General features: G+C 66.4%; 26 protein-coding genes. 10 read left to right on the forward strand and 16 right to left on the reverse strand.

Translation table 11 applies throughout. From position 1 onward, the window contains the following. The first annotated feature begins 177 nt into the window (after positions 1-177). Complete coding sequence (locus Q8J98_RS12655) at positions 178-1,551, forward strand: ethylbenzene dehydrogenase-related protein (RefSeq protein WP_305294672.1); 1,374 nt, start codon at positions 178-180, stop codon at positions 1,549-1,551. Positions 1,552-1,553: 2 nt separating this feature from the next. After that, entirely contained in the window at positions 1,554-2,108 is a 555-nt protein-coding gene (locus tag Q8J98_RS12660) for a hypothetical protein (RefSeq protein ID WP_305294673.1), read from the forward strand. A gap of 53 nt (positions 2,109-2,161) precedes the next feature. Here Q8J98_RS12660 and Q8J98_RS12665 read toward each other — a convergent pair whose 3' ends face one another. The 3 genes from Q8J98_RS12665 to Q8J98_RS12675 form a co-directional block, all read right to left on the reverse strand. Then, entirely contained in the window at positions 2,162-3,238 is a 1,077-nt protein-coding gene (locus Q8J98_RS12665) for an AbrB family transcriptional regulator (RefSeq protein WP_305294674.1), read from the reverse strand. Between the two features lie 66 nt (positions 3,239-3,304). Next, the gene (locus Q8J98_RS12670) at positions 3,305-3,736 is read right to left on the reverse strand and encodes a hypothetical protein (protein ID WP_305294675.1); all 432 of its coding nucleotides are present in this window, start codon (positions 3,734-3,736) and stop codon (positions 3,305-3,307) included. Between the two features lie 5 nt (positions 3,737-3,741). Then, positions 3,742-3,945 carry a SlyX family protein gene (locus Q8J98_RS12675; protein ID WP_305294676.1) on the reverse strand — a complete coding sequence of 68 codons (204 nt, stop codon included), beginning with the start codon at positions 3,943-3,945 and terminating at the stop codon, positions 3,742-3,744. Positions 3,946-4,068: 123 nt separating this feature from the next. Between Q8J98_RS12675 and hisS the strand changes: the two genes are divergently transcribed. The 3 genes from hisS to hisG are packed head-to-tail and all read left to right on the forward strand — an operon-like array spanning position 4,069 to position 7,492. Then, entirely contained in the window at positions 4,069-5,715 is a 1,647-nt protein-coding gene (gene hisS, locus Q8J98_RS12680; RefSeq protein ID WP_305294678.1) for a histidine--tRNA ligase, read from the forward strand. Beyond that, positions 5,715-6,788, forward strand: a complete 1,074-nt coding sequence (locus Q8J98_RS12685; RefSeq protein ID WP_305294679.1) for an ATP phosphoribosyltransferase regulatory subunit — start codon at positions 5,715-5,717, stop codon at positions 6,786-6,788. The genes hisS and Q8J98_RS12685 overlap by 1 nt, the downstream gene beginning before the upstream one ends. Further along, on the forward strand, positions 6,785-7,492 hold the full coding sequence (hisG, locus tag Q8J98_RS12690) for an ATP phosphoribosyltransferase (protein ID WP_305294680.1): 708 nt from the start codon (positions 6,785-6,787) through the stop codon (positions 7,490-7,492). Before Q8J98_RS12685 ends, hisG begins: the two co-directional genes overlap by 4 nt. Before the next feature lie 1,159 nt (positions 7,493-8,651). Here the strand turns inward: hisG and Q8J98_RS12695 are convergent. From Q8J98_RS12695 to Q8J98_RS12705, 3 genes are all read right to left on the reverse strand, one after another. Then, a complete protein-coding gene (locus Q8J98_RS12695; protein WP_305294681.1) occupies positions 8,652-9,725 on the reverse strand; it encodes a 5-(carboxyamino)imidazole ribonucleotide synthase in 1,074 nt (357 codons plus the stop codon). Then, complete coding sequence (gene purE, locus Q8J98_RS12700; RefSeq protein WP_305183784.1) at positions 9,718-10,203, reverse strand: 5-(carboxyamino)imidazole ribonucleotide mutase; 486 nt, start codon at positions 10,201-10,203, stop codon at positions 9,718-9,720. The genes Q8J98_RS12695 and purE overlap by 8 nt, the downstream gene beginning before the upstream one ends. Positions 10,204-10,273: 70 nt before the next feature. Next, positions 10,274-10,492, reverse strand: coding sequence for a YdcH family protein (locus tag Q8J98_RS12705; protein WP_305183785.1), 219 nt, complete (start codon positions 10,490-10,492; stop codon positions 10,274-10,276). Between the two features lie 212 nt (positions 10,493-10,704). Between Q8J98_RS12705 and Q8J98_RS12710 the strand changes: the two genes are divergently transcribed. Further along, positions 10,705-11,133 (forward strand): Hsp20 family protein, encoded by a 429-nt coding sequence (locus Q8J98_RS12710; RefSeq protein WP_305294682.1) that lies wholly within the window; start codon positions 10,705-10,707, stop codon positions 11,131-11,133. Then, positions 11,130-11,357, forward strand: a complete 228-nt coding sequence (locus tag Q8J98_RS12715; protein ID WP_305294683.1) for a DUF1150 family protein — start codon at positions 11,130-11,132, stop codon at positions 11,355-11,357. The genes Q8J98_RS12710 and Q8J98_RS12715 overlap by 4 nt, the downstream gene beginning before the upstream one ends. A gap of 34 nt (positions 11,358-11,391) precedes the next feature. Here the strand turns inward: Q8J98_RS12715 and Q8J98_RS12720 are convergent, their stop codons facing one another. The 4 genes from Q8J98_RS12720 to trxB all read right to left on the reverse strand — a co-directional run bounded on the left by Q8J98_RS12720 (position 11,392) and on the right by trxB (position 16,085). Next, positions 11,392-12,267 carry a glycosyltransferase family 2 protein gene (locus Q8J98_RS12720; RefSeq protein ID WP_305294684.1) on the reverse strand — a complete coding sequence of 292 codons (876 nt, stop codon included), beginning with the start codon at positions 12,265-12,267 and terminating at the stop codon, positions 11,392-11,394. Positions 12,268-12,389: 122 nt separating this feature from the next. Beyond that, positions 12,390-13,217, reverse strand: a complete 828-nt coding sequence (locus tag Q8J98_RS12725) for a hypothetical protein (RefSeq protein WP_305294685.1) — start codon at positions 13,215-13,217, stop codon at positions 12,390-12,392. A gap of 26 nt (positions 13,218-13,243) precedes the next feature. Next, complete coding sequence (locus tag Q8J98_RS12730) at positions 13,244-14,950, reverse strand: bifunctional sulfate adenylyltransferase/adenylylsulfate kinase (protein ID WP_305294686.1); 1,707 nt, start codon at positions 14,948-14,950, stop codon at positions 13,244-13,246. A 190-nt stretch (positions 14,951-15,140) separates the two neighbouring features. Further along, positions 15,141-16,085 (reverse strand): thioredoxin-disulfide reductase, encoded by a 945-nt coding sequence (gene trxB, locus Q8J98_RS12735; protein WP_305294724.1) that lies wholly within the window; start codon positions 16,083-16,085, stop codon positions 15,141-15,143. Positions 16,086-16,245: 160 nt separating this feature from the next. On the opposite strand from trxB, the gene Q8J98_RS12740 reads away from it, so the two are divergent. Continuing rightward, on the forward strand, positions 16,246-16,746 hold the full coding sequence (locus Q8J98_RS12740) for an Lrp/AsnC family transcriptional regulator (RefSeq protein ID WP_305183791.1): 501 nt from the start codon (positions 16,246-16,248) through the stop codon (positions 16,744-16,746). A 70-nt stretch (positions 16,747-16,816) separates the two neighbouring features. Here Q8J98_RS12740 and Q8J98_RS12745 read toward each other — a convergent pair whose 3' ends face one another. The 5 genes from Q8J98_RS12745 to lgt all read right to left on the reverse strand — a co-directional run bounded on the left by Q8J98_RS12745 (position 16,817) and on the right by lgt (position 20,951). Then, positions 16,817-17,566 carry a Hint domain-containing protein gene (locus Q8J98_RS12745; RefSeq protein ID WP_305294687.1) on the reverse strand — a complete coding sequence of 250 codons (750 nt, stop codon included), beginning with the start codon at positions 17,564-17,566 and terminating at the stop codon, positions 16,817-16,819. Between the two features lie 265 nt (positions 17,567-17,831). Next, positions 17,832-18,005, reverse strand: a complete 174-nt coding sequence (locus tag Q8J98_RS12750) for a hypothetical protein (protein WP_305294688.1) — start codon at positions 18,003-18,005, stop codon at positions 17,832-17,834. Between the two features lie 228 nt (positions 18,006-18,233). Then, positions 18,234-18,998: a peptidoglycan editing factor PgeF gene (gene pgeF, locus Q8J98_RS12755; protein ID WP_305294689.1), complete on the reverse strand. Its 765-nt coding sequence runs from the start codon at positions 18,996-18,998 to the stop codon at positions 18,234-18,236. After that, positions 18,982-20,085 carry a class I SAM-dependent methyltransferase gene (locus tag Q8J98_RS12760; RefSeq protein WP_305294690.1) on the reverse strand — a complete coding sequence of 368 codons (1,104 nt, stop codon included), beginning with the start codon at positions 20,083-20,085 and terminating at the stop codon, positions 18,982-18,984. Before Q8J98_RS12760 ends, pgeF begins: the two co-directional genes overlap by 17 nt. Further along, positions 20,082-20,951: a prolipoprotein diacylglyceryl transferase gene (gene lgt, locus Q8J98_RS12765; protein ID WP_305294691.1), complete on the reverse strand. Its 870-nt coding sequence runs from the start codon at positions 20,949-20,951 to the stop codon at positions 20,082-20,084. The genes Q8J98_RS12760 and lgt overlap by 4 nt, the downstream gene beginning before the upstream one ends. A gap of 108 nt (positions 20,952-21,059) precedes the next feature. Here lgt and Q8J98_RS12770 point away from each other — a divergent pair, with 108 nt between their 5' ends. Next, positions 21,060-21,326: an accessory factor UbiK family protein gene (locus Q8J98_RS12770; RefSeq protein ID WP_305183797.1), complete on the forward strand. Its 267-nt coding sequence runs from the start codon at positions 21,060-21,062 to the stop codon at positions 21,324-21,326. A gap of 113 nt (positions 21,327-21,439) precedes the next feature. Here the strand turns inward: Q8J98_RS12770 and Q8J98_RS12775 are convergent, their stop codons facing one another. Beyond that, complete coding sequence (locus Q8J98_RS12775; RefSeq protein WP_305294692.1) at positions 21,440-21,751, reverse strand: DUF6476 family protein; 312 nt, start codon at positions 21,749-21,751, stop codon at positions 21,440-21,442. On the opposite strand from Q8J98_RS12775, the gene Q8J98_RS12780 reads away from it, so the two are divergent. Beyond that, positions 21,750-22,778 carry an RluA family pseudouridine synthase gene (locus tag Q8J98_RS12780; RefSeq protein ID WP_305294693.1) on the forward strand — a complete coding sequence of 343 codons (1,029 nt, stop codon included), beginning with the start codon at positions 21,750-21,752 and terminating at the stop codon, positions 22,776-22,778. The two genes, Q8J98_RS12775 and Q8J98_RS12780, sit on opposite strands and share 2 nt — an antisense overlap. The last annotated feature ends 121 nt before the right edge of the window (positions 22,779-22,899 follow it).

Here is a 22,899-nt window from a genome sequence, read left to right on the forward strand (position 1 = left end):
CCAGTCTGCCCGAAAGCGGGCGCGCCGCCGCGGATGCGGCTCCGAAACCGCAAAATCGATGCCATTTGCCCGAAAAAGGTGCCCCAGCGACGCTCAGACGGCCATCTCGGCGAAGCCGAAGCCGTTAATCAGACGTTCCTATAATGCTGCAATGCAATATATCGTGGGAGGACGTCAATGCAACAAGTCAAAATCATCGGGGCCGCCGCCTTGTTTGCCGGCACTCTGATCGTGGTCTGGGTCACGCATGGTACCGGAATCGTGCGCAATGATCCGGCGCGCAACATCTCGATTCCCGATCAGCTGACGGTGCCATTTCAGGTGCAGGCCGCCTACAATGACACCACCATGTTCTTTCGCTATCGCTGGCCCGCGGCCCGCCCCGGCATCTTTCACGATGTGATGCGGTATGAGGATGGCAAGTGGGTCACCGAGGGCAATGCGGTGCCAGGCTCCGAGCCGAACGGCCTGCACGAAGACCGCGTGGCAATGATGCTTGATGATGGCAGCGTGCCCGAGTTTTCGCGCTACGGTGGATATATCACCATTGGTGCCGGGCTTGAGGGGCTGACCGACGAGGCCCCCGAAGTGGTCACCAAATACCTTCCGGCAACGCGCAACCAGCTTGGCCAGTGGGATGACATGGCCCCCGACGGCACGCTGGCGACATTGCGCGACGCGGGTTATTTTCTCGACCTCTGGCACTGGCGCGGCGGCCGCTCGAACCCCATCGGGCAGGCAGATGACCAGAATATCAGCACCGGGCGCGATGGCGATGCCGGAACTGCCTCCTATTCGACCAATTTCGACAATGCGCTCGGTCAACCCCGCGTGATGTTCGACCCCGTGGTCGCGGGTTACAAGGCGCTGAACTGGGATGATGTGGTCGCAGGCCGGGTCTCGCAAGACCAGGTCTATGCGCTGATCGAGGGGCAAGTGCTGCCCTATGACCCCGATGCGGGCTGGAAAAACGGCGACGTGTTGCCCCGGCGTATTCTCAAACCCGGCACCGGCTCGCGCGGCGATATCGGCGTGCTCGGACAGGGCCGCTGGGCCGCTGGCTTTTGGGATGTGACATTGACGCGCGTGCTCGACACCGGCAACTCCGCCGATGACAAGGCCCTGCGCGACCTCGGCAGCTATACCACCGCCTTTGCAATTCACCGCAATGCCACCGGGCTGCGCTGGCATTATGTATCGCTGCCGCAGACATTGGGTCTCGGCCGCGATGCCGAAATCATCGCCACCAAATTTGCGGGCGAAACCCCTACCTGGGGTAATACCTGGACCGAGATCACGCTATTCTATCCAGGTCAGGTAACATGGCCAATGCTTAACAGTGCCTCGCACGCCGGGGCCGAATACATCGCGAAAGGCGTTCCGGTAAAATATCGCCACAGCCCGGAGCAGCTTACCCAATACGGAATCGAGGTCGAGTTCAAATCGGAAATCAGGCCGCAATGGCTTAAAACGCTGTTCGCGGGGCTGGCGCTGATCGCGGCCTTCGGGGTGGCGCTCAACCTTGTGCTCGCGCAACGAAAGGAGGTCTGATCATGGGTGCCTACCACACTGTTGCAATTCACTTTCCGATCGCGCTCTGGATGGTCTCGTCGCTCGCGATCTTCATTCGCGTCGCCACCGATGGCCCACTCGGGCAGGCCATGGACCGCGCCCTCAAGGTGTTCCTCGTGCTGGGCGTTCTGGCAGGCGCTGTTGCCTGGTCGCTCGGCATCAGCATCTGGCCGTGGGAGACGATTTCCTCTACCCCGATGGGGCGCAACCACATGATGATGGCCAGTTGGTCGCTTGCCTTCTTCACGCTGCTCGCGGTGACGCGGTTCCTGCAGGGCGATCGCATCTGGCAGGGTGCGTCGCGCTGGATCATGGGCCTCATGGCGCTGATCGGGGTGATCCTGGTGGGCATCACCGGCACGCTTGGCGGGCATTTGCACGGCAGCTACACCGAGGTTGCCGAATGGCTGCGCCTGGCCGGATGGGAAGTATACTCCACCTTCTATGTGCCAGACGGTACGATCTGGCTCATGCTCGGGGTCGCGGTGGTAATGCTCGGCCTCGCCTTCCTGAAGCTTGGCAAGTCCGAAGGCTGAACCTGCCCGACGCCATTCGAAGGCCCCGCGGGATCGCGCCCGCGGGGTTGCGTTTACTGCCGCACCCGCGCCGCAAACCCCCGCGCCAGCGCCACCGCCAGCACGATGCGCAGCACATGATGCGCGGTCACATAGATCACGCTCATTTGCAAACTCAGCGCGATCAGCGCCATTTCGGTAAGCCCGCCCGGCGCGAAGGCCAGAAACACCGCCGCCACCGGCTCGTGCACGAAATCCGCCAGCGCCACCGCGAAAACTGCCGCCAACGCGATGAAAATGGTCACGTTTACCGCCGCCAGCCGCAGCGCCAGCCCGAAATAGGCAAGCGGCATTCCGGCAAATCGCACCCCAAGCGAGGTGCCGATGACAATCTGCGTGGCCATGATCGACCACAAGGGCGGGCTGGCATCGCTCAGGCCCGAAAGATGCATCGCGGCAGAAACCAGAATTGGCCCGGTAATCACCCCAGCAGGCAGCCGCGAGGCGCGCCCCAGCGCCAGCCCCAGCGCCGCCGCGCCCAATATCCAGCCCCAGTCGGCCAGACTCAGCACATGCGTCACCACCAGCGAAGCGCCGCCCGCCGAGCCAACCGCATGGCCGGTGGCAATGGTAAAGCCAAGCGGCACCACGATGATCGTCAGGATCAGCCGCAGGAATTGCAGCATGGTCAGCATGGCGACATCGGCCCCCATCTCTTCGCCCATCATCACGGTTTCCACCAGACCACCGGGGGCGGTGCCGAAAAACGTGGTGATCGGGTCAAGCTTGCCGGTGGCGCGAAGGGCGCGGTAGCCCAGAAGATGCGCAACCGGAATGTAAAGGCAAAGCGCCACCAGCGATGGCCACCAAAGCCGCGCCTCGGCAACGATCTGCGGGGTGAAATTGCCGCCAATCGCCACCCCGATGATCGGCACGAACAACAGCCGCAAGTCAGGTGGAAACTGCGGCAACCTGCCAAACGGCTTCAGCCCGGCCAATGCCGCCGCCGCCACCGCCAGAAGCGAGCCTAGCAGCATCGGCAGCGGCAGGTGCAACGCGCGGGCCACAAAGCCGCCGCCGGTGCCAAGCGCCAGCGTCAGGGCGAGCGTGGGAAGATGCGTGCCCTTGGGCATGCGGAGCAGGAAAGCCATCGGTGCGCCGTAGTGAGCGGGTCTGCGCAAACCCTCGCACCGCCTCGGGGCGGGCGCAAGCCGTCGTCACGCCAGCGCCGAGGCCCGCCGCGCCGCGATCAGCGCCGCCAGCGCCAGCACGGCAAGCGCCGCCGTCTGCACCCGCGCCGCCACCAGCCCGCGCGCCAGTTCCATCGGTGCCTCGCGCAGCGCGATGAGCGCGCCAAACTCGCCCGACATAAGCCAGATCAGCGCCGCCACTGCCGCCAGCGCCAGCGCCGCAAGCAGCCGTGCTGTCAGCCCGGCCAGCGTGAACACCAGCACCGCCAGCAGCGGCATCGCCATCAGCGCCAGAAGCGCCAGACCGGAATTTGCCCAGATTTCGCTGCGCAGCGCTGCCACCGCCCGCGCCGCCTGCGGGTCATCCACATGCGGCCAAAGCGCCAATGCGCAAAACGCCGCCGCCTGCACCGCGGTCATCAGCAGCGCCACCCGCCCCCACCAGCGCCCGCGCCACATCGCGCTCACCAATGCGGCGGGCGCTGGTCGGTCAGCGTCACGCTGCCCCCCGCTTCCGCCTCGCGTTCGGCTTCGCGCTCGATCAGCAGGCCGATGCGCCGTTCCAGCCGGTTCAGCGCCGCCTCTTGCCGCGCCACCACATCTGAGAGGTCTTCGACCATGCGCGCCAGATGCGCGATTTCTTCTTCCGCCTTGTCGATCCGCTGCATCGGCTTCCCCTACGCTGCTTGCCCGCCCTGCGGCCTTTCGCTATGACCGCGCGAAAGCTTGCGCGCGCCAACCCTGCGCGCGCCAGACCTTACCCGAGCCAAACCTTACGCGAGAGTGCCCTAATGGCCAAGGACAAGCCCACCCGCCGCCCGCGCGCCGAAACCCCAAAAGGGTTCCGCGACTATTTCGGTGCCGATGTGACCGAGCGCAAGGCCATGCTCGATGCCATCGCCGAGGTCTATCACCGCTACGGCTTCGACCCGCTGGAAACCGCCGCCGTGGAAACCGTCGAGGCTTTGGGCAAGTTCCTGCCCGATGTGGATCGCCCCAATGCCGGGGTTTTCGCCTGGCAGGAAGATGAGGAAGCTGCCAGCAAGGCAGGCGACTGGCTGGCCCTGCGCTATGACCTCACCGCACCCCTCGCCCGCGTCGCCGCACAATACCGCAACGACCTGCCCTCGCCCTACCGCCGCTACGCCATGGGCCCGGTCTGGCGCAACGAAAAGCCGGGGCCGGGGCGCTATCGGCAGTTCTACCAATGCGACGCCGATACCGTGGGCGCCGCGTCGGTGGCGGCCGATGCAGAAATCTGCGCCATGCTCGCCGATGCGCTGGAAGCCGTGGGCATTCCGCGCGGCGATTATGTGGTGCGGATGAACAACCGCAAGGTGCTGAACGGGGTGATGGAGGTCGCAGGCATCCTCGACCCCGCCAACCCCGACGCCTACGAGGACGAACGCGGCATCGTGCTGCGCGCCATCGACAAGTTCGACAAGTTCGGCGAGCCCGGCGTGCGCGCGCTGCTGGGGGTGGGGCGGAAGGATGAGAGCGGCGATTTCACCAAGGGGGCTGGGCTGAGCGAGGCGCAGGCCGAAGTAATAACGAGGTTCGTGGGAGCGAACCGGGCCGTTGAGACTCTTCTGGGAGGCATTGCTAGCGAAGCGATAGAGCAAGGCGCACCGTACAGCCGTCTCACGAGAGCCATGTACTCGTTTGAGGAAGAAACGGGAAAACCCACCGCAACCGATCCCGAAGCAGCATTCTATAGAGCATCGGTCACCACGAAATACCTTCGAGAGCTTGTGAGTGGCTCGGTAGTTGGCCTCGAAGGCGTGGCCGAACTCGAATCCATCGCCGCCCTCCTCGCCGCCCAGGGCTACGGCCCCGACCGCATCATCATCGACCCCTCGGTCGTCCGCGGCCTTGGCTACTACACCGGCCCGGTGTTCGAAGCCGAACTGACCTTTGAAATTCTCGACGAAAAGGGACGCAAGCGGCAGTTCGGCTCGGTCGCTGGCGGCGGGCGCTACGATGGCCTCGTCGAACGCTTCACCGGCCAAAAGGTGCCCGCCACCGGGGTCTCCATCGGCGTTGACCGCCTGCTTGCCGCGCTGCGCGAAAAGGGCCGCGCCGGGGGCAGCGCCCAAGGCCCGGTCATCGTGACGGTGATGGACCGCGACCGGATGGCCGATTACCTCGGCATGGCGGGTGAATTGCGCCGCGCCGGAATTCGCGCCGAGGTCTATCTCGGCAACCCGAAACAATTCGGCAACCAGTTGAAATACGCCGACAAACGCGCCTCGCCCATCGCCGTGATCCAGGGCGGGGATGAGGCGGCGCGTGGGGTAGTCATTTTGAAAGACCTCGCCCTTGGTGCGCGCATTGCCGCCGAAGCGAGCCTTGCGGAATGGAAGGCCCAGCCCGCGCAAACCGAGGTGCCGCGCGAAAACCTCGTCGCCGCCGTCCTCGCCATGCTGGGGCGCGGCTGATGGCCACCAAGGCCGCCGCCCGCGCCACCGGCACCCGCCTCCTTGCCGCCTTCCGGGCGGCGGGCGCGGTTGAGGTCGAGGCCGATATCCTGCAACCCGCCGAGGCGCTGCTTGATCTTTACGGCGAAGATATCCGCGCCCGCGCCTATGTCACCGCCGACCCCTTGCGCGGCGAATTGATGCTGCGGCCAGATTTTACCGTGCCGGTGGTGCAGGCGCATATGGCCCACGGGGCCGACCCGGCGCGCTATTGCTACCTTGGCGAGGTGTTTCGGGCGCAGGAACACCGCAGCGCCCGCGCCCCCGAATATTTTCAGGCAGGCTACGAGGCCTTTGACCGCGCCGACCCCGAGGCCGCCGACGCCGAGGTTTTCGCGCTGTTCTCGCGGCTGCTGGCCGCTGTGCAACTTCATGCGGCCATCGGCGATATCGGCCTGTTGATGGATGCGGTGCGCGGGCTCGACACGCTTCCCGCCCGCCGTGCAGCACTTTTGCGCACGATCTGGCGTCCCGCCCGTTTTCAGGCGCTCCTTGCGCGCTATGCGGCTCCGCCCACCCCCAGCACCAGCCGCGCGGCGCTCCTGGCGGGGGCGGTGCCGCGCGCGCATTGGGTGGGCCTGCGCAGCGCCGCCGACATGGCCGCCCGGATTGCCGCCTTGCGCGAAGATGCCGCAGCACCGCCGCTTGCCGCCGCCGAGGTGGCCGGCCTCGCGCGGCTGTTCGCGGTCAGCGCCCCGGCACCGCAGGCGCTGGCAGACCTCACCGCGCTTTGCGCCGAAATCCCCGCCATCGCCCCTGCGGTTGCCCGCCTTGACCGCCGCCTTGCGGCGCTTGCCGCGCGCGGCGTCGATCTGGCGCGCGTCACCTATCAGGCCAGCCACGGCCTCGGCACCATGGAATATTACGACGGCTTCGTGTTTTCCTTCACCGCCGCCCGCCCCGACCTGCCGCCCGTCGCCTCTGGCGGGCGCTACGATGCGCTGACCTCGGTGCTGGGCGCTGGCCGCTCGATCCCCGCCGTGGGCGGGGTAATCCGCCCCGGCCTTGTTGCCGATCTGGAGGGCCAGCCATGAGCCTCAAGCTCGGTGTGCCCTCGAAGGGCCGCCTGATGGAAGATACCTTCGCCTGGTTCGCCGAACGCGGCGTGGCGCTCAGCCGCAACGGCAATGCACGCGAATATGCCGGTGCCGTCGATGGTGCCGACGGGGTGGAACTGGTGCTGCTTTCGGCGGGCGAGATCCCGCGCGAACTGGCGGCGGGCCGCATTCACCTTGGCGTCACCGGATCGGACCTCGTGCGCGAGCGGCTGGCCGATTGGGAAACCGAGGTTCTGGCGCTGGCACCGATGGGCTTTGGCCATGCCGACCTGATCATCGCCGTGCCCGCCGCCTGGGCCGATGTGGAAAGCCTCGACGATCTCGATGCGGTCGCCGCCGCATTTCGCGCTCGGCACGGCTTTCGGCTGCGCATCGCCACCAAATACCACCGCCTGGTGCGCGAATTCCTGCGCGAGCAGGGCGTGGCCGATTACCAGCTTGTCGATAGCCAGGGTGCCACCGAAGGCACGGTCAAGAACCTGACCGCCGAGGCGGTGGCCGATATCACCTCGTCGGGCGAGACTTTGCGCGCCAACCACCTCAAGATTCTGGATGGTGCGCTGATCCACCAGAGTCAGGCAACGCTTTTTGCCGCCCGCGCGGCGGACTGGGGCAATGGCCGCGCCGCCCGGCTCGCCGCTTTGGCCGCGCAACTCGGCCTGCCGCCGCCCCGGCTCTAGGATTCGACGCCCGGCAAGCGGGTTCCGCATCGGTGATCCGGTCTGTCATGGGGCGGGCGTGCCCTCGGCCAGACGTGGAGAACGCCCCTCCCGGGCGCTCGCGCAGCTCGGCACTTCGGCCCTCCCCGCAAGGCCGCGAACCGCCCGCGCGGATGCCGGACACCTGCCGTGGGGTGCCGAACATTGGCGGCCCACGGCGCGCTTCCCCTTCCCCCCCCCCGGGGGGCAGGGGCCGGGTGCTTCGGCGCTCGCCCCCCTGGGGGCAGCGGCGGGTGCCGCCTCCCCCGGTCGGTGTGGGTTCGGCCCGCCCCTTCGTCGAAACCGTGCGATGATGGCGACGCGGCGCGCTTCCCCCTCCCCATGGGCAGCGGCAGGGGGCTTCGGCGCTCGCCCCCCCGGGGGCAGCGGCGGGTGCCGCTTCCCCGGTCGGTGTGGGCTCGGCCCGCCCCCTCGTCGAAACGGCGCGATGAGGGCGACGCGGCGCGCTTCCCCCCCCCCCCGGGGGGCAGGGGCTGGGTGCTTCGGCGCTCGCCCGCCTGGGGGCAGCGGCGGGTGCCGCCTCCCCCGGTCGGCATGGGCTCGGCCCGCCCCCTCGTCGAAACCGTGCGATGATGGCGACGCGGTGCTCGCCCCCCCGGTCGGGCGCTCGCGCCGCTCGGCACTTCGGCCATCCCCGCAAGGCCATCAACGGCCCGCGCGGAGTGCCGGGCAGCTTGTTCGGGATGTCGAACGCTGGCGGTAAGCTCGCGTCAGCGCGTTGACCCCTGCGAGCGGGGCATGCCATCGCGGGCAGCGTGTGGCTGCGGCCAGTTGACCCGGTCAAGCCATCGTGCCGCCAGCGCAGAACCGCGCCTGGCACTTGCCCACCCAGCGAACCAAGACGGCAAGGGCGGCGACCTCTGCCGCCCGCTGCCCCGCCATCATGCGGGCGACGATTGGCTCTCGACGTCAAAGCGCAAGCGGGCACCCTGTTGCGGGGTGTTCATCCCTCGGGGTCCGCGGCCAGAGTATGGCGATTGCAGCCAGACCCCGTTCCGGGTGTCCCCCCGGAGGCGGCGCAACCGGCGCGCAGAATTCCTTTCCAACCGGTTAACGGAATTTCAGGAAGCGTTTCAAAAGAACGGGTTAGCGCGCATAACACGCGTGTTATGCCGCCGCCTCATCCGCGCTTCGGGACCCGGTTCACATGCCCCATCTTGCGCCCCGGCCGGGCCTCGGCCTTGCCGTAAAGATGGATCGAGCATCCCGCCTCGCGGGCGAGCGCGGGCACCTGCGCCACATCGTCGCCGATCAGGTTGGTCATCTCCACATCCGCGTAGCGGCTGCCATCGCCAAGCGGCCAGCCCGCCACCGCGCGGATATGCTGCTCGAACTGATCGACCGCGCAGCCAGCCTGCGTCCAATGCCCCGAATTATGCACCCGTGGCGCGATTTCGTTGACCAGCAGCCCGGCCGGGGTGACGAACAATTCCACCCCCAGCACGCCCACATAATCAAGCGCGTTCAAAATCCGCGCCGCGATCAACACCGCGTCAGCCCGTTCCGCTGCGGTCAGCCGGGCGGGCACGGTGGTGGTATGAAGAATCCCGCCCCGGTGCAGGTTCTCGCCGGGATCGTAGGCGGCGATCTCGCCGCTCAGCCCGCGCGCGGCGATCACCGAAACCTCGCGGCTGAAACCGATGAACCGCTCCAGCACCGCGCCCGCCCCCTGCATCGCCGCCAGCGCCGCGGCCGCATCGGCGGGCGCATTGATCCGCGCCTGCCCCTTGCCGTCATAGCCGAGCCGGCTGGTCTTGAGCACCGCAGGCACCCCGACCCGCGCCAGCGCCGCCTTCAGGCACGCCGCGTCGGTCACTTCGGCCCAGGGGGCGGTTTCAAGTCCGATGGAGTTGAGAAAGGTCTTTTCCGCGACCCGGTCCTGGCTGACTGCAAGCGCCCGTCGTGACGGCCGGATCGGGCGCAGGCTTTCGAGCAGATCCAGCGCCGCCGTCGGGATATTCTCGAACTCGTAGGTGATGACATCGACCGAGGCGGCAAATTCGCGCAGCTTCGCGGCATCGCCATAACCGGCGCGGGTCACCCGTTCGGCAACATGGCCCGCAGGCGGGTTCGCGCCCGGCTCGAAGATATGCGCGCGCAGCCCAAGCCGCGATGCCGCGACCGCCAGCATCCGCCCCAACTGGCCGCCGCCAAGAATGCCGATGCACCCGCCCGGTGCCAGCATCTCAGTCATTCGTCGGTGCCTCGGGCACCGAAGCCGAAAGCGCCGCCCGCCACGCTTCAAGCCGCGCCGCCAGCGTGGCATCCCCAAGCGCCAGTATCGCCGCGGCCATCAGCGCCGCATTCGCCGCCCCGGCGGCCCCTATCGCCATCGTCGCCACCGGATAGCCGCGCGGCATCTGCACGATCGAATAGAGGCTGTCGAGCCCCGAAAGGGCCTTGCTTTGCACCGGCACGCCGATCACCGGCAACCGGGTTTTCGAGGCCATCATGCCGGGCAGATGCGCCGCCCCGCCCGCGCCCGCGATGATCACCTTGAGCCCGCGCCCGACCGCGCCCTGCCCGTATTCCCAAAGCCTGTCCGGAGTGCGGTGGGCGGAGACGATGCGCGTCTCGTAAGGCACGCCAAGCTCGTCAAGCAGCGTCGCCGCCTCGCGCAGGGTCGGCCAGTCGGACTGGCTGCCCATGATAATTCCCACTGCCACGCCCATTGCCGCCCCCGCCTGCTGCCGCCGCGCACTATAGCTGCGGGGTTGCCCCGCGCAAGCCGTGGGGGGCGGCTCAGGCGATGATGTCGGGGGTCAGCCGGTCTTCCAGCCGCGCGATCTGGTCCTTCAGTGCCAGCTTCTGCTTTTTCAGCCGCCGCAGCGTCAGCTGATCGGCGCGCATCGTATCGCCAAGTGCGGCAATCGCTTCGTCAAGGTCGCGGTGCTCGCGTCTGAGCACCCCAAGCTCTATCCGCATGACCTCTTCGGGGTTCATCGCGTTCTGTGCGGTCATCAGGTCTGCCCGTCGTTTTCTGGAGTTGGCCGATCCACCCGAGTCGCGGGGCCGGGAGTGCCCCACTATAGCGCGCGGGGGCGATTGCGTGAACCAGTCAGTTCGGCACCGATGCCGCGTCTTGCAGAGAAGGGAAAGGCTGCCCATATTTCGCATGGGTCGCCGCAAGGGGCCCGCAAACCCCGCATGTCGCTTTGAGAAGGGCCTGCCCGATGACGAAACTCAGCTTTGCCGCGCATCCATTCCTGCTTGGCTTCGATCAGTTCGAGAGGCTGGTGGAGCGCACCGCCAAGACCGGCGGCGATGGCTACCCGCCTTACAACATCGAACAATCCTCGCCCGACAGCTTTCGTATCACGCTGGCGGTAGCTGGCTTTGCCGAGCCGGATCTGGCGATTTCGCTTGAGGATCGGCAACTGGTGATCCGTGGCCAGCAGGGTGACGACGAACATGACCGGGTGTTCCTGCACCGCGGCATTGCGGCGCGGGCGTTCCAGCGCAGTTTCCTGCTGGCAGAGGGCGTCGAGGTCGCGGCGGCGGTGCTGGAAAACGGCCTGTTGCACATCGATCTGCGCCGCGCCGTTCCCGAGCCGGTGGTGCGCTCGATTCCGATCACCGGAACCAAGGGGGGCAAGCGATGAACACGAAATTCGATTTTGGCTCGGAACCCGAAAACCGCATCGTTTATGTGCGCGCGGTTGCCGTGGCTGATTTGCCCGACGAGATCCGCCTGCAAGCGGCGGGGCTTGATACGCTATACGCGGTGCATGGTGCAGACGGCGAGAGGCTGGCACTGGTGGCCGATTGCAAGCTGGCTTTCGCGCTTGCCCGCCAGCACGACCGCACCCCGGTGCACGTGCACTAGCCGCGCCTGCGCCGCCGTGGCTAAACTGCGCGGCTCAGGCGGCGCGGTCCGGGTAGCCAGCAGTTTCGGGCTGGCGCTGCCCGGCTTTGCGATCTTGCCAGATGCCGTAGGTGGTGCGGAAATATTCGATGCAGCGGGTGTCGGCGGCAAGCCGCCCGTGGTCCTTGTAGACATAGGTGCCAAGCCGATGGTGATTGTGCGCCTCGTAGGGAAGCCGGTCATGCGGCGCATCGGCAAAAAGCCAGATCGGCACGCCAATGCGCGTCATGTGCCCCGAAAGCCACGGGTCATCGACGGTCCAGAGAATATCGGGGATGTCAAAGGCCGCATCAGGAATGAACCCAGGCCGGATCATCACCCCGCGAAAGCCCTCGGCGACATCGACATAGCCGCTTTCGGTGTAAACCGGCAGTTTCTTGCGGCAAAGCGTTGCGGCGCGCCATGCCCGGTAGGCCAGCCCCTTGTGTCTGCGTTTGGCGCGCGGAAACCACTGCCGCTCGATGTAATATTCGCTGCCCTTGGGGCGCGTTTCAAAGTCGTATCCCCGTTCGACGATGCAGGCATCTGGTTGTTCTGCCCGCGCCTTCAGGAAACGCCGGGCCCAGGGCCGGTCATAATGCTGGTCGTCGTCGCAATACAGGATCTCCACATCCTGCCCGCGCAGTTCGGCGACGGTGGGCAGGATCTTCGTGGCCGGGCCAAGATCTTCCTCGACCCGGACCACGCGCACGCCTTTGGGAATGCCCGAAAGCGTTTCTGCCGAGACATCCGGAAAGCGGCGGTAGTGCTTGGGGATGTTCAGCCGGATTTCGGCGATATCGGCATCGAGCGCCAGAAGATCGGCAAGCGTCTGCCCGATATGGGGAAAGCGCGGCGGGATGGTGGACAGCGAAATGATCAGGTCGGACATGGATGGAAGCTGCAACTTTTGGGTGAATCATCTGGAAACGTGCTAAACCGCGTGCGGGCTCTCGACAAGGCGAAAGCCGAACCGTCTGCGCGACGCGGCATATTGCCGCCGATCCGGGCCGGTCAGCCGCTATCGGGCAGCCACGCGAGATGCGGCAGGCGCTGGGCCAGGCGATCAAGCATCCGGCCATAGAGGCTGGCCGCCGCCGGGCGCGGGATCGGGTGCAATTTGCGGTGGATGTGCAACCCGAACACAGAGGGATCATCTTCCAGACGTTCGGTTTCGTCAGCACTGTAAAAGCGCAGCGTCTGCGCGCCGTTCCATGCATAGAAAGGCCGCACCCCGAGCGCGTGCCGCGCCAAATCGTGTTTGCGCGCCAGTTGCGTGAAGGCGTCGTTCCCATAGATCGTGATGCCCAGATCGGCGGGCGAAAACGGGCGGCCAAGCAGCCGCCAGAAGGTCGGGCGCAGCACGCCGCGCCGAAAACCCAGCCAGTGCGGCATCAGATCCGGCGTTTCCAGAACCCGCAGATAGTCCGCAATCATCGGATTGTCTTGCGGCAGATAGAAAACCGGGCTGCCGATGCGGTGCCGATCTTCCAAGGCAAAAAACGGTTTTGCCGGATCGACCTCGAAGTGGCGAAACAAGAGCACGTCGCAATCAAGCCAGAGACCGGCACCACGTTCCTGCAACTTGACGCGAAACAGGTCGGAGAAGTTCACCATCGGCTGGAACCCGCGACGTTCGGTGTGCAGGATGGGCAGCAGCTTTTGCAGCAGGCTTTCGGGCAGCACCTGGTCCGCAGGTTTCAGGTCCACGCCCTCGGGCACGCCTTCGACGGGGCCATAGCTGAATAGATCTACCTCGAACCCGGCCTCAAGCCAGGATGCCAGACAGAGTTTCTCGATGTTGCGCAGACGGCCCGAGTGCCAGAACGATGCAATCCGCATTTGCCCTTCCTTTCGCAGCAAGTGCCTCAGTTGCGGATCAACCCCATGCCCTCGAGCTTCAGCACCACCTGGTGCGCGCAATGATCGACATCGACATTTTCCGTATCAACCACCAGTTCGGCCTTGCTCGGTGCCTCGTAGGGGTCTGAAATGCCGGTGAATTCCTTGATCTTGCCTTCGCGCGCCAATTTGTAGAGGCCTTTGCGGTCGCGCCGCTCGCATTCCTCGATGCTGGTTGCCACATGCACTTCGACGAAGGCACCGTATTGTTCGATCATTTCGCGCACCGCGCGGCGGGTGGCGGTGTAGGGGGCGATCGGCGCGCAAAGCGCGATGCCGCCGTTCTTGGTGATCTCGCTTGCCACATAGCCGATGCGCTTGATGTTGATGTCGCGGTGCTCCTTGGAAAAACCAAGCTCGGAGGAAAGGTGCTTGCGCACCACGTCGCCATCCAAGAGCGTTACCGGGCGGCCGCCCATTTCCATCAGCTTGACCATCAGCGCGTTGGCGATGGTCGATTTGCCGGAACCCGACAGCCCGGTGAAGAATACCGTGAAGCCCTGTTTCGCGCGCGCGGGCGAGGTACGGCGCAGCTCGGCCACCACTTGCGGAAAGCTGAACCATTCGGGAATTTCAATGCCTTCGCGCAGGCGGCGGCGCAGCTCGGTGCCCGAGATATCAAGCACGGTCGAGCCGTCCGGGACCTCGTTCGCCGGGTAATACTGGGCCTTTTCCTGCACATAGACCATGTGTTTGAAATCGACCATTTCGAGACCGATTTCCGCTTCATGCTCCTTGAACAGCACCTGCGCATCGTAGGGGCCGTAGAAATCCTGCCCGGCCGAATTCTTGCCGGGGCCCGCATGGTCGCGCCCGACGATGAAATGGGTGCAACCGTGGTTGCGCCGGATCAGCCCGTGCCAGACCGCTTCGCGCGGCCCCGCCATGCGCATCGCAAGGTTGAGAAGGCTCATCGAGGTGGTCGAGGAGGGATATTGGTCAAGCACCGCCTCGTAGCAGCGCACCCGGGTGAAATGGTCCACATCGCCCGGCTTGGTCATGCCGACCACCGGATGGATCAAGAGGTTCGCCTGCGCCTCGCGCGCGGCACGAAAGGTCAGTTCCTGATGTGCGCGGTGCAGCGGGTTGCGGGTCTGGAACGCCACCACCCGGCGCCAGCCCATCTTGCGGAAGAAGGCGCGCAACTCGTTGGGCGTATCGCGGCGGCCCTTGAAATCGTAATGCACCGGTTGCTGGATGCCGGTGATTGGCCCGCCCAGATAGACCGGCCCCGCGACATTGTGCAGATAGTTCACCGCCGGATGCGCGAGGTCATCGGCCCCGAACACCATTTCCGCCTCGCGCGGCTTGCTGGGCAGGTATTTGTCGCTGACCGAAAGGATCGCAAGGATCACCCCTTCGGGGTCGCGCAGCGCAATGTCCTGGCCCGGTTCGACCGTTGCCGCAAACGCCTCGGACACGTCCAGCGTGACCGGAATCGGCCAGAGCGCGCCATCGGCGAGCCGCATGGTTTCCACCACGCTTTCGTAATCGGCCTGGCCCAGAAAGCCCTTCAGCGGGTTGAAGCCGCCGTTCATCAACAGCTCCAGATCGCAGATCTGGCGCGCTGTCAGATCCCACGACGGCAACGTGCCGGCCTCGGTTTTCAGCTTCAATGCGGATTCGTGCGAAACATAAAGCTCCTGGATCGGAGCGAGATTGGAAAGGGACATCGCAATGGGCTCGCCTGGTTGACCTGATCGGTTCTTGTCGGGCGGGCAGGGTGCCCGCGCTCGCGCGGGGCTTAGCGCGCGTTTGTGGCGGAATTCAAGCGATCATTGCGCGAATTGCCAAGATCAGAACGATGTGTCGCCGGTTTCAGCGCGCGCCGGAACCTGTTCCGGTCCGGCGCGCGAGCCGCGATCAGCTTTCTTCGGTGGCCAGAAACCGCTCCGCATCAAGCGCCGCCATGCAGCCCATGCCGGCACTGGTCACCGCCTGCCGATAAACCGGGTCGGTCAGGTCACCGGCCGCGAAGACGCCGGGGATCGAGGTCAGGGTGCTGCCCGGCTCGACCTTCACATAACCGCCGTGATGCAGTTCGAGCTGATCCTTGACCAGTTCCGAGGCGGGCGCATGGCCAATGGCAACAAAGAAGCCGTCGCAGGGCACCACGCTTTCGGCACCCGAATGCACATCGCGAACCCGCACCCCGGTCACGCCAAGCGGGGCCTCGGTGCCGAGCACTTCTTCGATCGTATGATTCCAGAGCACCTCGATTTTCGGGTGCTTGAACAGCCGGTGTTGCAGGATCTTTTCGGCCCGCAGACTGTCGCGGCGGTGGATGAGGATGACCTTGCTGGCAAAGTTGGTCAGGTAAAGCGCCTCTTCCACCGCCGAATTGCCGCCGCCCGCAACCACGACCTCTTTGCCACGATAAAAGAAGCCGTCGCAGGTGGCGCAGGCCGAGGCACCGAAGCCCTTGTATTTCTCTTCCGAAGCCAGCCCCAGCCAGCGCGCCTGCGCCCCGGTCGCCAGGATGACCGAATCGGCGGTGTAGGTGGTGCCGCTGTCACCGATGGCGGTGAACGGGCGTTTTTGCAGATCAAGCGAGGTGATCAGGTCGGAAACGATCTCGGCTCCCGTCGCGGCCGCATGGGCCTCCATCTTGACCATCAGATCGGGCCCCATGATCGTGCTTTCGCCCGGCCAGTTCTCGACCTCGGTGGTAATCGTCAGCTGCCCGCCCGGCTGCATGCCCTGCACCAGCAGCGGCTCCAGCATGGCACGCGCGGCGTAAACCGCGGCGGTGTACCCCGCCGGCCCCGAGCCGATGATCAGAACCTTGCTGTGCCGTGTCGCGCCCATGATGATCTCCATATCCATTTTTTCGCATATATATGCAGAGAACGCGCATTTGAACCCCCGCCGCCGCCGCGTCCGATTGCGCTTGCAAGGCGTTACGCGAAATATTATTGCGCAAACAGCGCTGCAGCGATACCTTCCGCAAAACTTCTGGAGACGCAAGATGTCTGGTTCCCGGCTCGACGAAATCGACCGCAAGATTTTGGCCGAGTTGCAGGCCGACGGGCGCATGACCAATGTCGAACTTGCCAAGCGGGTCGGCATATCGGCACCGCCCTGCCTGCGCCGGGTTCGCACGCTCGAGGAAGCGGGCTACATTCGTGGCTACCACGCCGATGTCAATCCGCGTGAACTGGGCTTTGAGGTTGGCGTATTTGCCATGGTGCGGCTGCTGAGCCAGGCCGAAACCGACCTCTCGGCCTTTGAGGCGCGCTGCCGCGCCTGGCCCCTGGTGCGCGAGTGCCACATGCTCAACGGCGAGATCGATTTCATCCTGAAATGCGTGGCCCCCGATCTGTCAAGCTTTCAGCGCTTCCTGACCGAGGAACTGACCGCGGCGGCGAATGTTGCCTCGGTGAAAACCTCGCTGGTCATCCGCTGCGCCAAGGATCAGCCGGGTGTGCCATTCGAAGTGCTTGAGGCCCGGCTTTCGCGCCACGCCTGAGACCCCTTTCACGGCTTCTTCTTCGTCCAAATACCCCGGGGGTGCGGGGGCTGGCCCCCGCGATATCGTGCTATTCGATCAGCCGTTCGACCTCGAACCGGGTCAGGCGCGGATGCGCGAGGGTGCCGAAATCTGCCAGACGCGCCAGATGCGGGAAGAAGGCCACAAACAGCGCCAGCATGCGTGGATCTACCATTGCTTCAATGCCGGTGCCGGGGTGGTAGCTTTCCACTTCCATGCCCATCACCCGCAGGCTGGCTTGCCGCTCCAGCACCAGGTGATAGGTGGCAACCGGCACCGCCGGGCGCAGCTCGATCACGCTCACCCCATCGACAAAGGCGCGCGCGGGCACATAGGCGGCATCGCTGCCGGCAACCGCGCGACAGCGCGCATCGCGCAGCAAAAGCCGCGCCCGCGGACCGAGCACGAGGTCGGGCATCGGCCGGTTGGCACCGAACGCCTCGGCGGTGATCCGCGTGAGCGTGCTCTCGCCCTCGCCCGTCGTTCCGGGGTAGAGCGTCATCGAACCGATCCAGGTGATGGTTTCGCTACCGCCTTCGGCGGTCAACGCGCGCATGCCCGGTTGCAGGTCTTCAACCGCGACCGGCCCGGCCTCGGTTGCTACCAGCGATCCGCGCGCAAGTGCCGAGAATGCCTCTTCAAACAGCGCCGTTGCCGGGGCGATGCGGGTAGAGCTTTCCACCTCGCCACTCGCGGTCAGCCATGAGGCCTCATAGCGGCGGGTCAAGGCCCGCGCGCGTTGCGGAAGCCTGTCGGGCGGTTCGGCCAGCGGCAGGCGGGCCGGGGAGGCAAGGGTCACAAGGCGCTGCCCTTGTGCCGCAAAATCTGCGACTGGGCGGAGGGGGTACGACATGATCGGCCTTTCGGTCTCATCACATCTGCAGCGGCCCCCACCAGGTGCAGACGTCTTCCCCCTCAAGATGCGGGAATACGCGCCGCGCTGTCAAATTCCGGGGCGAATTGCCACGGGGCACGGGACCAATCCGGCCGCGTGCCCCGCAACTGTTTCGATGGCTGGAAGGAAATCGCCACATTTCGGCGGTGGCGGGCGAATCAGCGGCCGCTCAGGCGCGGCGCATGATGGAGCGGAGGCTGGGCGCAGCAGGCTTTGCCACTTCGCGGCGCTGCGCAAGAGTGGCCATGCGCGTCGCACCGCGTTGCCACGGCATGACGGCATCGGTTTTGGCGGCTTCGGTGATGGCAGATTGCAGCCAGCGGCGCGATTTTTTCTGGGTCATCTCTCGTATCCTGCCTTGGGCCGCTTGCGGCCAGTTACGGGTCTTGCCGCCCGGATAACCATTTCTCGCAAGTCATTGCGGCACCGATACGGCATCACCGGGCAATTGCTGTGAACCCGGCAGCGGCGCGGGTGCCTCGGGGCATCGCGCAATTTGCAGCAAATCTTTGGGATTTTCGCTTACATGTCCCCCGGCGGCGCGGCGAATACGGCAGTATTGCGGCGCAGATCAGAGCCGGATCGCCGAGAGCAGGCGGCCATAATCCGCTTCCTGCAAATGCGTGGCGCGGCGGTAGGAAAAGAACCGCTCCGGGTCGGAATAGGTGCAGTGCCGGGTCCATTCCGCATGCCCGATACCCGCCGCCCGGAGCCGGAAAAGCGCCAGCCCCGGCAGATCGAACATCGGCCTGCCATTCGGTCCGCCACAAAAGAAACGGCTGTAGGTTTCCTCTTCGGCAAGGAAATCTGCCATGAAATCTTCGCCGACCTCGTAGGCGCGCTGGCTGATGCAGGGGCCGATCACCGCGGTGATTTTGTTGCGCCGCGCGCCGAGCCGCTCCATCGCCTCGACCGTCGCCTCAAGCACACCGGCAAGCGTCCCCTTCCAGCCCGCATGCGCGGCACCGATCACCCCGGCCGAGGCATCGGCAAAAAGCACCGGCTGGCAATCGGCGGTCAGCACGGTCAACACCACGCCGGGGGTGGCGGTAACCAGCGCATCGGCGCGGGGCAGCGGCGCGGGCAGGGGCGCGGTGACGGTCACGACCACGGCGGAATGGACCTGATGCACCCCGGCCAGCGCCTCGGGCCCGGCCCCCATTGCCGCCGCGGCACGGGCGCGGTTGATCGCCACCGCCTCGCTCTGGTCGCTTGACCCCGGGCCGCAATTCAGCCCGGCAAAAATGCCCGACGAGGCACCGCCGTGGCGGGTAAAGAAACCGTGGCGAAACGGGCTCAGCGCGGGCGCGGTCAGAAACTCAAGCGTCGTGGGCATGGTCTGCCTTTGGCTGATCCGGCGCGAACCCGGCTGGAGGGGGGGCACGCAGTGGGTGAATCGCGAGTGCTTTGAACAGGTTTCCCATTTCCTGCGGGTGGGTCAAGCGTCGGTGCGCGGCAATGTGGTTTTCCAGCGCCGCGCCCGAAAGCTGCTGCGCCAGCTTGCGCGCGCGCTCGGTGACGCCGAGCCGTTCCAGCAGCACCCCTTGCGGGACCAGCGCACTGGCCGCCGCCCCCGCCGCGCGCGCCGCCGCAGCGAGCGGCGCAAACGCCACATGCGCGGTCAGGTCGGCCTCGCCCGGCCGCTCCAGCGGGTTGCAGGGCGCATGCTTGCGCAGCGCCTGAAAGGTATCGCCCAGGCTCTGCCAGCCGCCGTAGTCGATGAAAATCGCGGCACCACCATGCGCCGCGATGCGCCGCGCGATCTCGGCCGCCGCCGCCTCGGCCGGGGCACAGGTTTCAACCACGTCGCCCTCTCGGGTGTCGGCACGCCGCGCGGCCAGCGCCGCGAGCGGCAGCGGCGGTGCCAGCCCGAAGGCCAGCGTGCCGCCAGACAGCCCGACCTGCCGCTCGGCCCAGCAGTCGTGCTGGCGCACGAACTGGCGGATCGGCAGCGCATCGAAAAACTCGTTTGCGACCAGAAACAGCGGCGCTTCGGGAAGCTCGGAAAGGCCCGTGTGCCAGTGCGGCTGAAAGGCGGCGAGTTTGGCGGCCTGCACCGCGCGCAAGGCGGGCGAGGCCTCGACCAGATGCAGCCGCGCCGCCGCCAGAAACCCCGGAACCCGCCCCGCCGCGCGCAGCATGTCTGCCATCAGCGTGCCGCGCCCCGGCCCCGGTTCGGCAAGCACGAAGCGCGCGGGTGCCGCCTGATCGACCCAGCTTTGCGCCAGTGCAAGGCCCAGAACTTCGCCAAACATCTGGCTGATCTCGGGAGCGGTGGTAAAATCACCTGCCGCGCCGAGTGGATCGCGGGTGGTGTAATAGCCGTGCTCGGGGTCGAGCAGGCAGGTGGCCATGTAGTCCGAAAGCGGCATCGGCCCGCAGGACGAAATGCGCCGCGCCAGAGCGCGCGCGAGCGGGGTCACCGGGCCCGCCACAAGAACCACAGACCCGCGGCCAGCATTGGCAGCGACAGCATTTGCCCCATGCTCAGCCCGTAGCCCGCCACGCCGATCACATGGCCAAGCGGATTGTCAGGGGTAATGTACTGCGCATCTGCCTGACGGAAGAATTCGACAAAGAACCGCGCCGCGCCGTAGCCCGCGAGGAATGTGCCGAGCAGCCGCCCCGGTGCCAAAAGCGCGCCCCGGCGCAGCAGCACCACGAGCACAAGGCCAAGCAGCAAGCCTTCAAGCCCCGCCTCGTAAAGCTGCGAGGGGTGGCGCGCGCAGGGGCCGATCACGCCGGGGCAATTCTGCGCCTCGGGTCCGGGGAATATCACCCCCCAGGGAAGCGTGGTCGGGCGGCCCCAAAGCTCGGCGTTGATAAAATTGGCGATCCGCCCGAGCATCAGCCCGGCGGGGGTCGCGAGCGCGAAGGCATCGGCGAGCCGCAAGGGGGAAACGGCGTGGCGGCGGCAGAACCACAGACCCGCCACCACGACCCCCAGCAGGCCGCCGTGAAACGCCATGCCGCCCTGCCAGACCTTCACGATTTCAAGCGGATGCGCGAGGTAATAGCCGGGCTGATAGAACAGCACGAAACCGAGCCGTCCGCCCAGAACCACGCCGATCACCACCGCGGTCAGCAGATCTTCGACCGCCGCAGGCTGCATCGGTGCCTGCCCGCCCCAAAGCGCCGGGCGGCGCATCAGCACCACAAGGATGCGCCAGGCGATCAGCAGGCCTGCGATATAGGCCAGCGCATACCAGCGCAGCGCAAACTCGAAGCCCCAGAGGGTGATCGAAAACACTTCCGGGCTGAGCGCGGGAAAGGCGATGGCGGGGTTCATGGCGGCTCCTTCGTGGCGCAGAAAGACCCCGGCGCGAAAGCGAAGTCAACCTTGAGCTTTTGCACCCGCCCGCCCATATAGGACCAAATCCCGATGCAGGAGCCCGCCATGCAGACGCCCAACAAGTTCTTCGACGAGATGTCCAAGCTGATGACCAACGCCGTCGGTGTGGCGCAGGGGGCCAAGACCGAGGCCGAGACCGCCGTGAAAGGCTGGATGGACCGCTGGCTTGCCGACCGCGATTTTGTCACCCGCGAGGAATTTGACGCGGTCAAGGCGATGGCCGCGAAAGCGCGCGAGGAAAACGAGGCGCTGAAGGCGCGGCTGGATGCGCTGGAAGCCAAGCCCGCGAAAGCTGCCAAGCCCAAGGCCTGAAGGGCCGGGTGACGCGGCGACCGGCCCTTGCCCCGGCCGGAACACGCCGCCCGGGGCGCGGGCTGCAAAACCGCTCCGCGGGGGATATTTTTTTCTGAAGCAGGATGCGGGGGTCAGGGCTTCAGGCGCTGGCGCAGCTTGCCGTCAGGGCCGTAAAGCAGCACCTCGCCAGTTTTCGTGACCACCACGATCACGCCTTCGGCGAAGGTGAGCGCGGCGATTTCGGCACCCTCCGGCAGCGCGATGTTTGCGGGCAGGGCGGGCAGCAGCGGCGCGGGTGCCGCGAGGCGGATGACAAGCAGAACGATGATCGCTAGAAGGCCCGCAATCATCGTGGCGGTCAGCACGGTCACCAGACGTTTGACAAAACGCAGGTCTGGCGGCAGCGGCGCGGGTGCGGGTGGCTCGGAAGGCAGAACGGACATGGAAACGCGCATCCTTGAGGTGTTGATCGGCGAGGCCCCGCCCGAGCGTCTTGATAAGGCGCTGGCGCGCGATGTGCCAGAGGCCGCGGCGCTTTCGCGCTCGCGCCTTGCGCGGCTGATTGGCGAGGGGGCGGTGAGCCGCGCCGGGACCGCGATCACCGATCTCAAGGCGCGGGTGGCGGAAGGTGAGGTCTACGCCATCGCGCTTGCGCCGCCGCGCGCCGTCGAAACCGCCGCCGAGGACATCGCGCTTTGCGTGATCTGGGAGGATGACGACCTCATCGTGATCGACAAGCCCGCAGGTCTCGTGGTGCACCCGGCACCGGGGTCGGAAGCCGGCACGCTGGTCAACGCGCTTTTGCACCATTTTGGCGGGCGGCTTTCGGGAGTGGGGGGCGAGGCGCGCCCCGGCATCGTGCACCGGATCGACAAGGATACCTCGGGCCTGCTGGTGGTGGCCAAGTCGGACCGCGCGCATCACGGGCTGGCGGCGCAGTTCGAGGCGCATTCGGTGCATCGGCGCTATCTGGCGCTGGTGCACGGGCTGCCCTCGGCCGCCGACCCGAGGTTGCGCGGCCTTCGCGGCGTGAGCTTCGAGGCGGCCAATGTGCTGCGCATCGAAACCCAGCTTGCGCGGCATCGCACCGACCGGCAGCGGCAGGCGGTGAGCTGGGCGGGCGGGCGCCATGCGGTGACGCGGGCGCGGGTGTTGCAGGGGTTCGGCACCCCGCCCGCCGTTGCCCTGATGGAATGCTGGCTTGAAACCGGGCGCACGCATCAGATCCGGGTGCACATGGCCTATGCGGGGCATGGGCTGGTGGGCGATGCCACCTACGGTGGGGCCCGCAAGGCCGCGCCGCGCGCGCTTGGCGCGGCGGCGGCCGAGGCGCTGGGTGCCTTTCCGCGTCAGGCGCTGCATGCGGCAACGCTGGGCTTCGCGCACCCGGTTACGGGCGAGCCGCTGGAGTTTGCCGCGCCATTGCCACCCGACATGGCGGCACTGTTGGCCGAGCTTGGTGGATCATAACGGCGTGAGCGGTGCCGTTTTCGCTGTTGCCCGACGGAAACCGGCTTCATTCTGCGTTCAGAAAGCCATGCTAGAGGCGCGGCGGCAGCCTTGACCCGCCGCCCGGCTTGGCCCATGTTGT

Source organism: Phaeovulum sp., assembly GCF_030684035.1.
Classification (GTDB): domain Bacteria; phylum Pseudomonadota; class Alphaproteobacteria; order Rhodobacterales; family Rhodobacteraceae; genus UBA6213.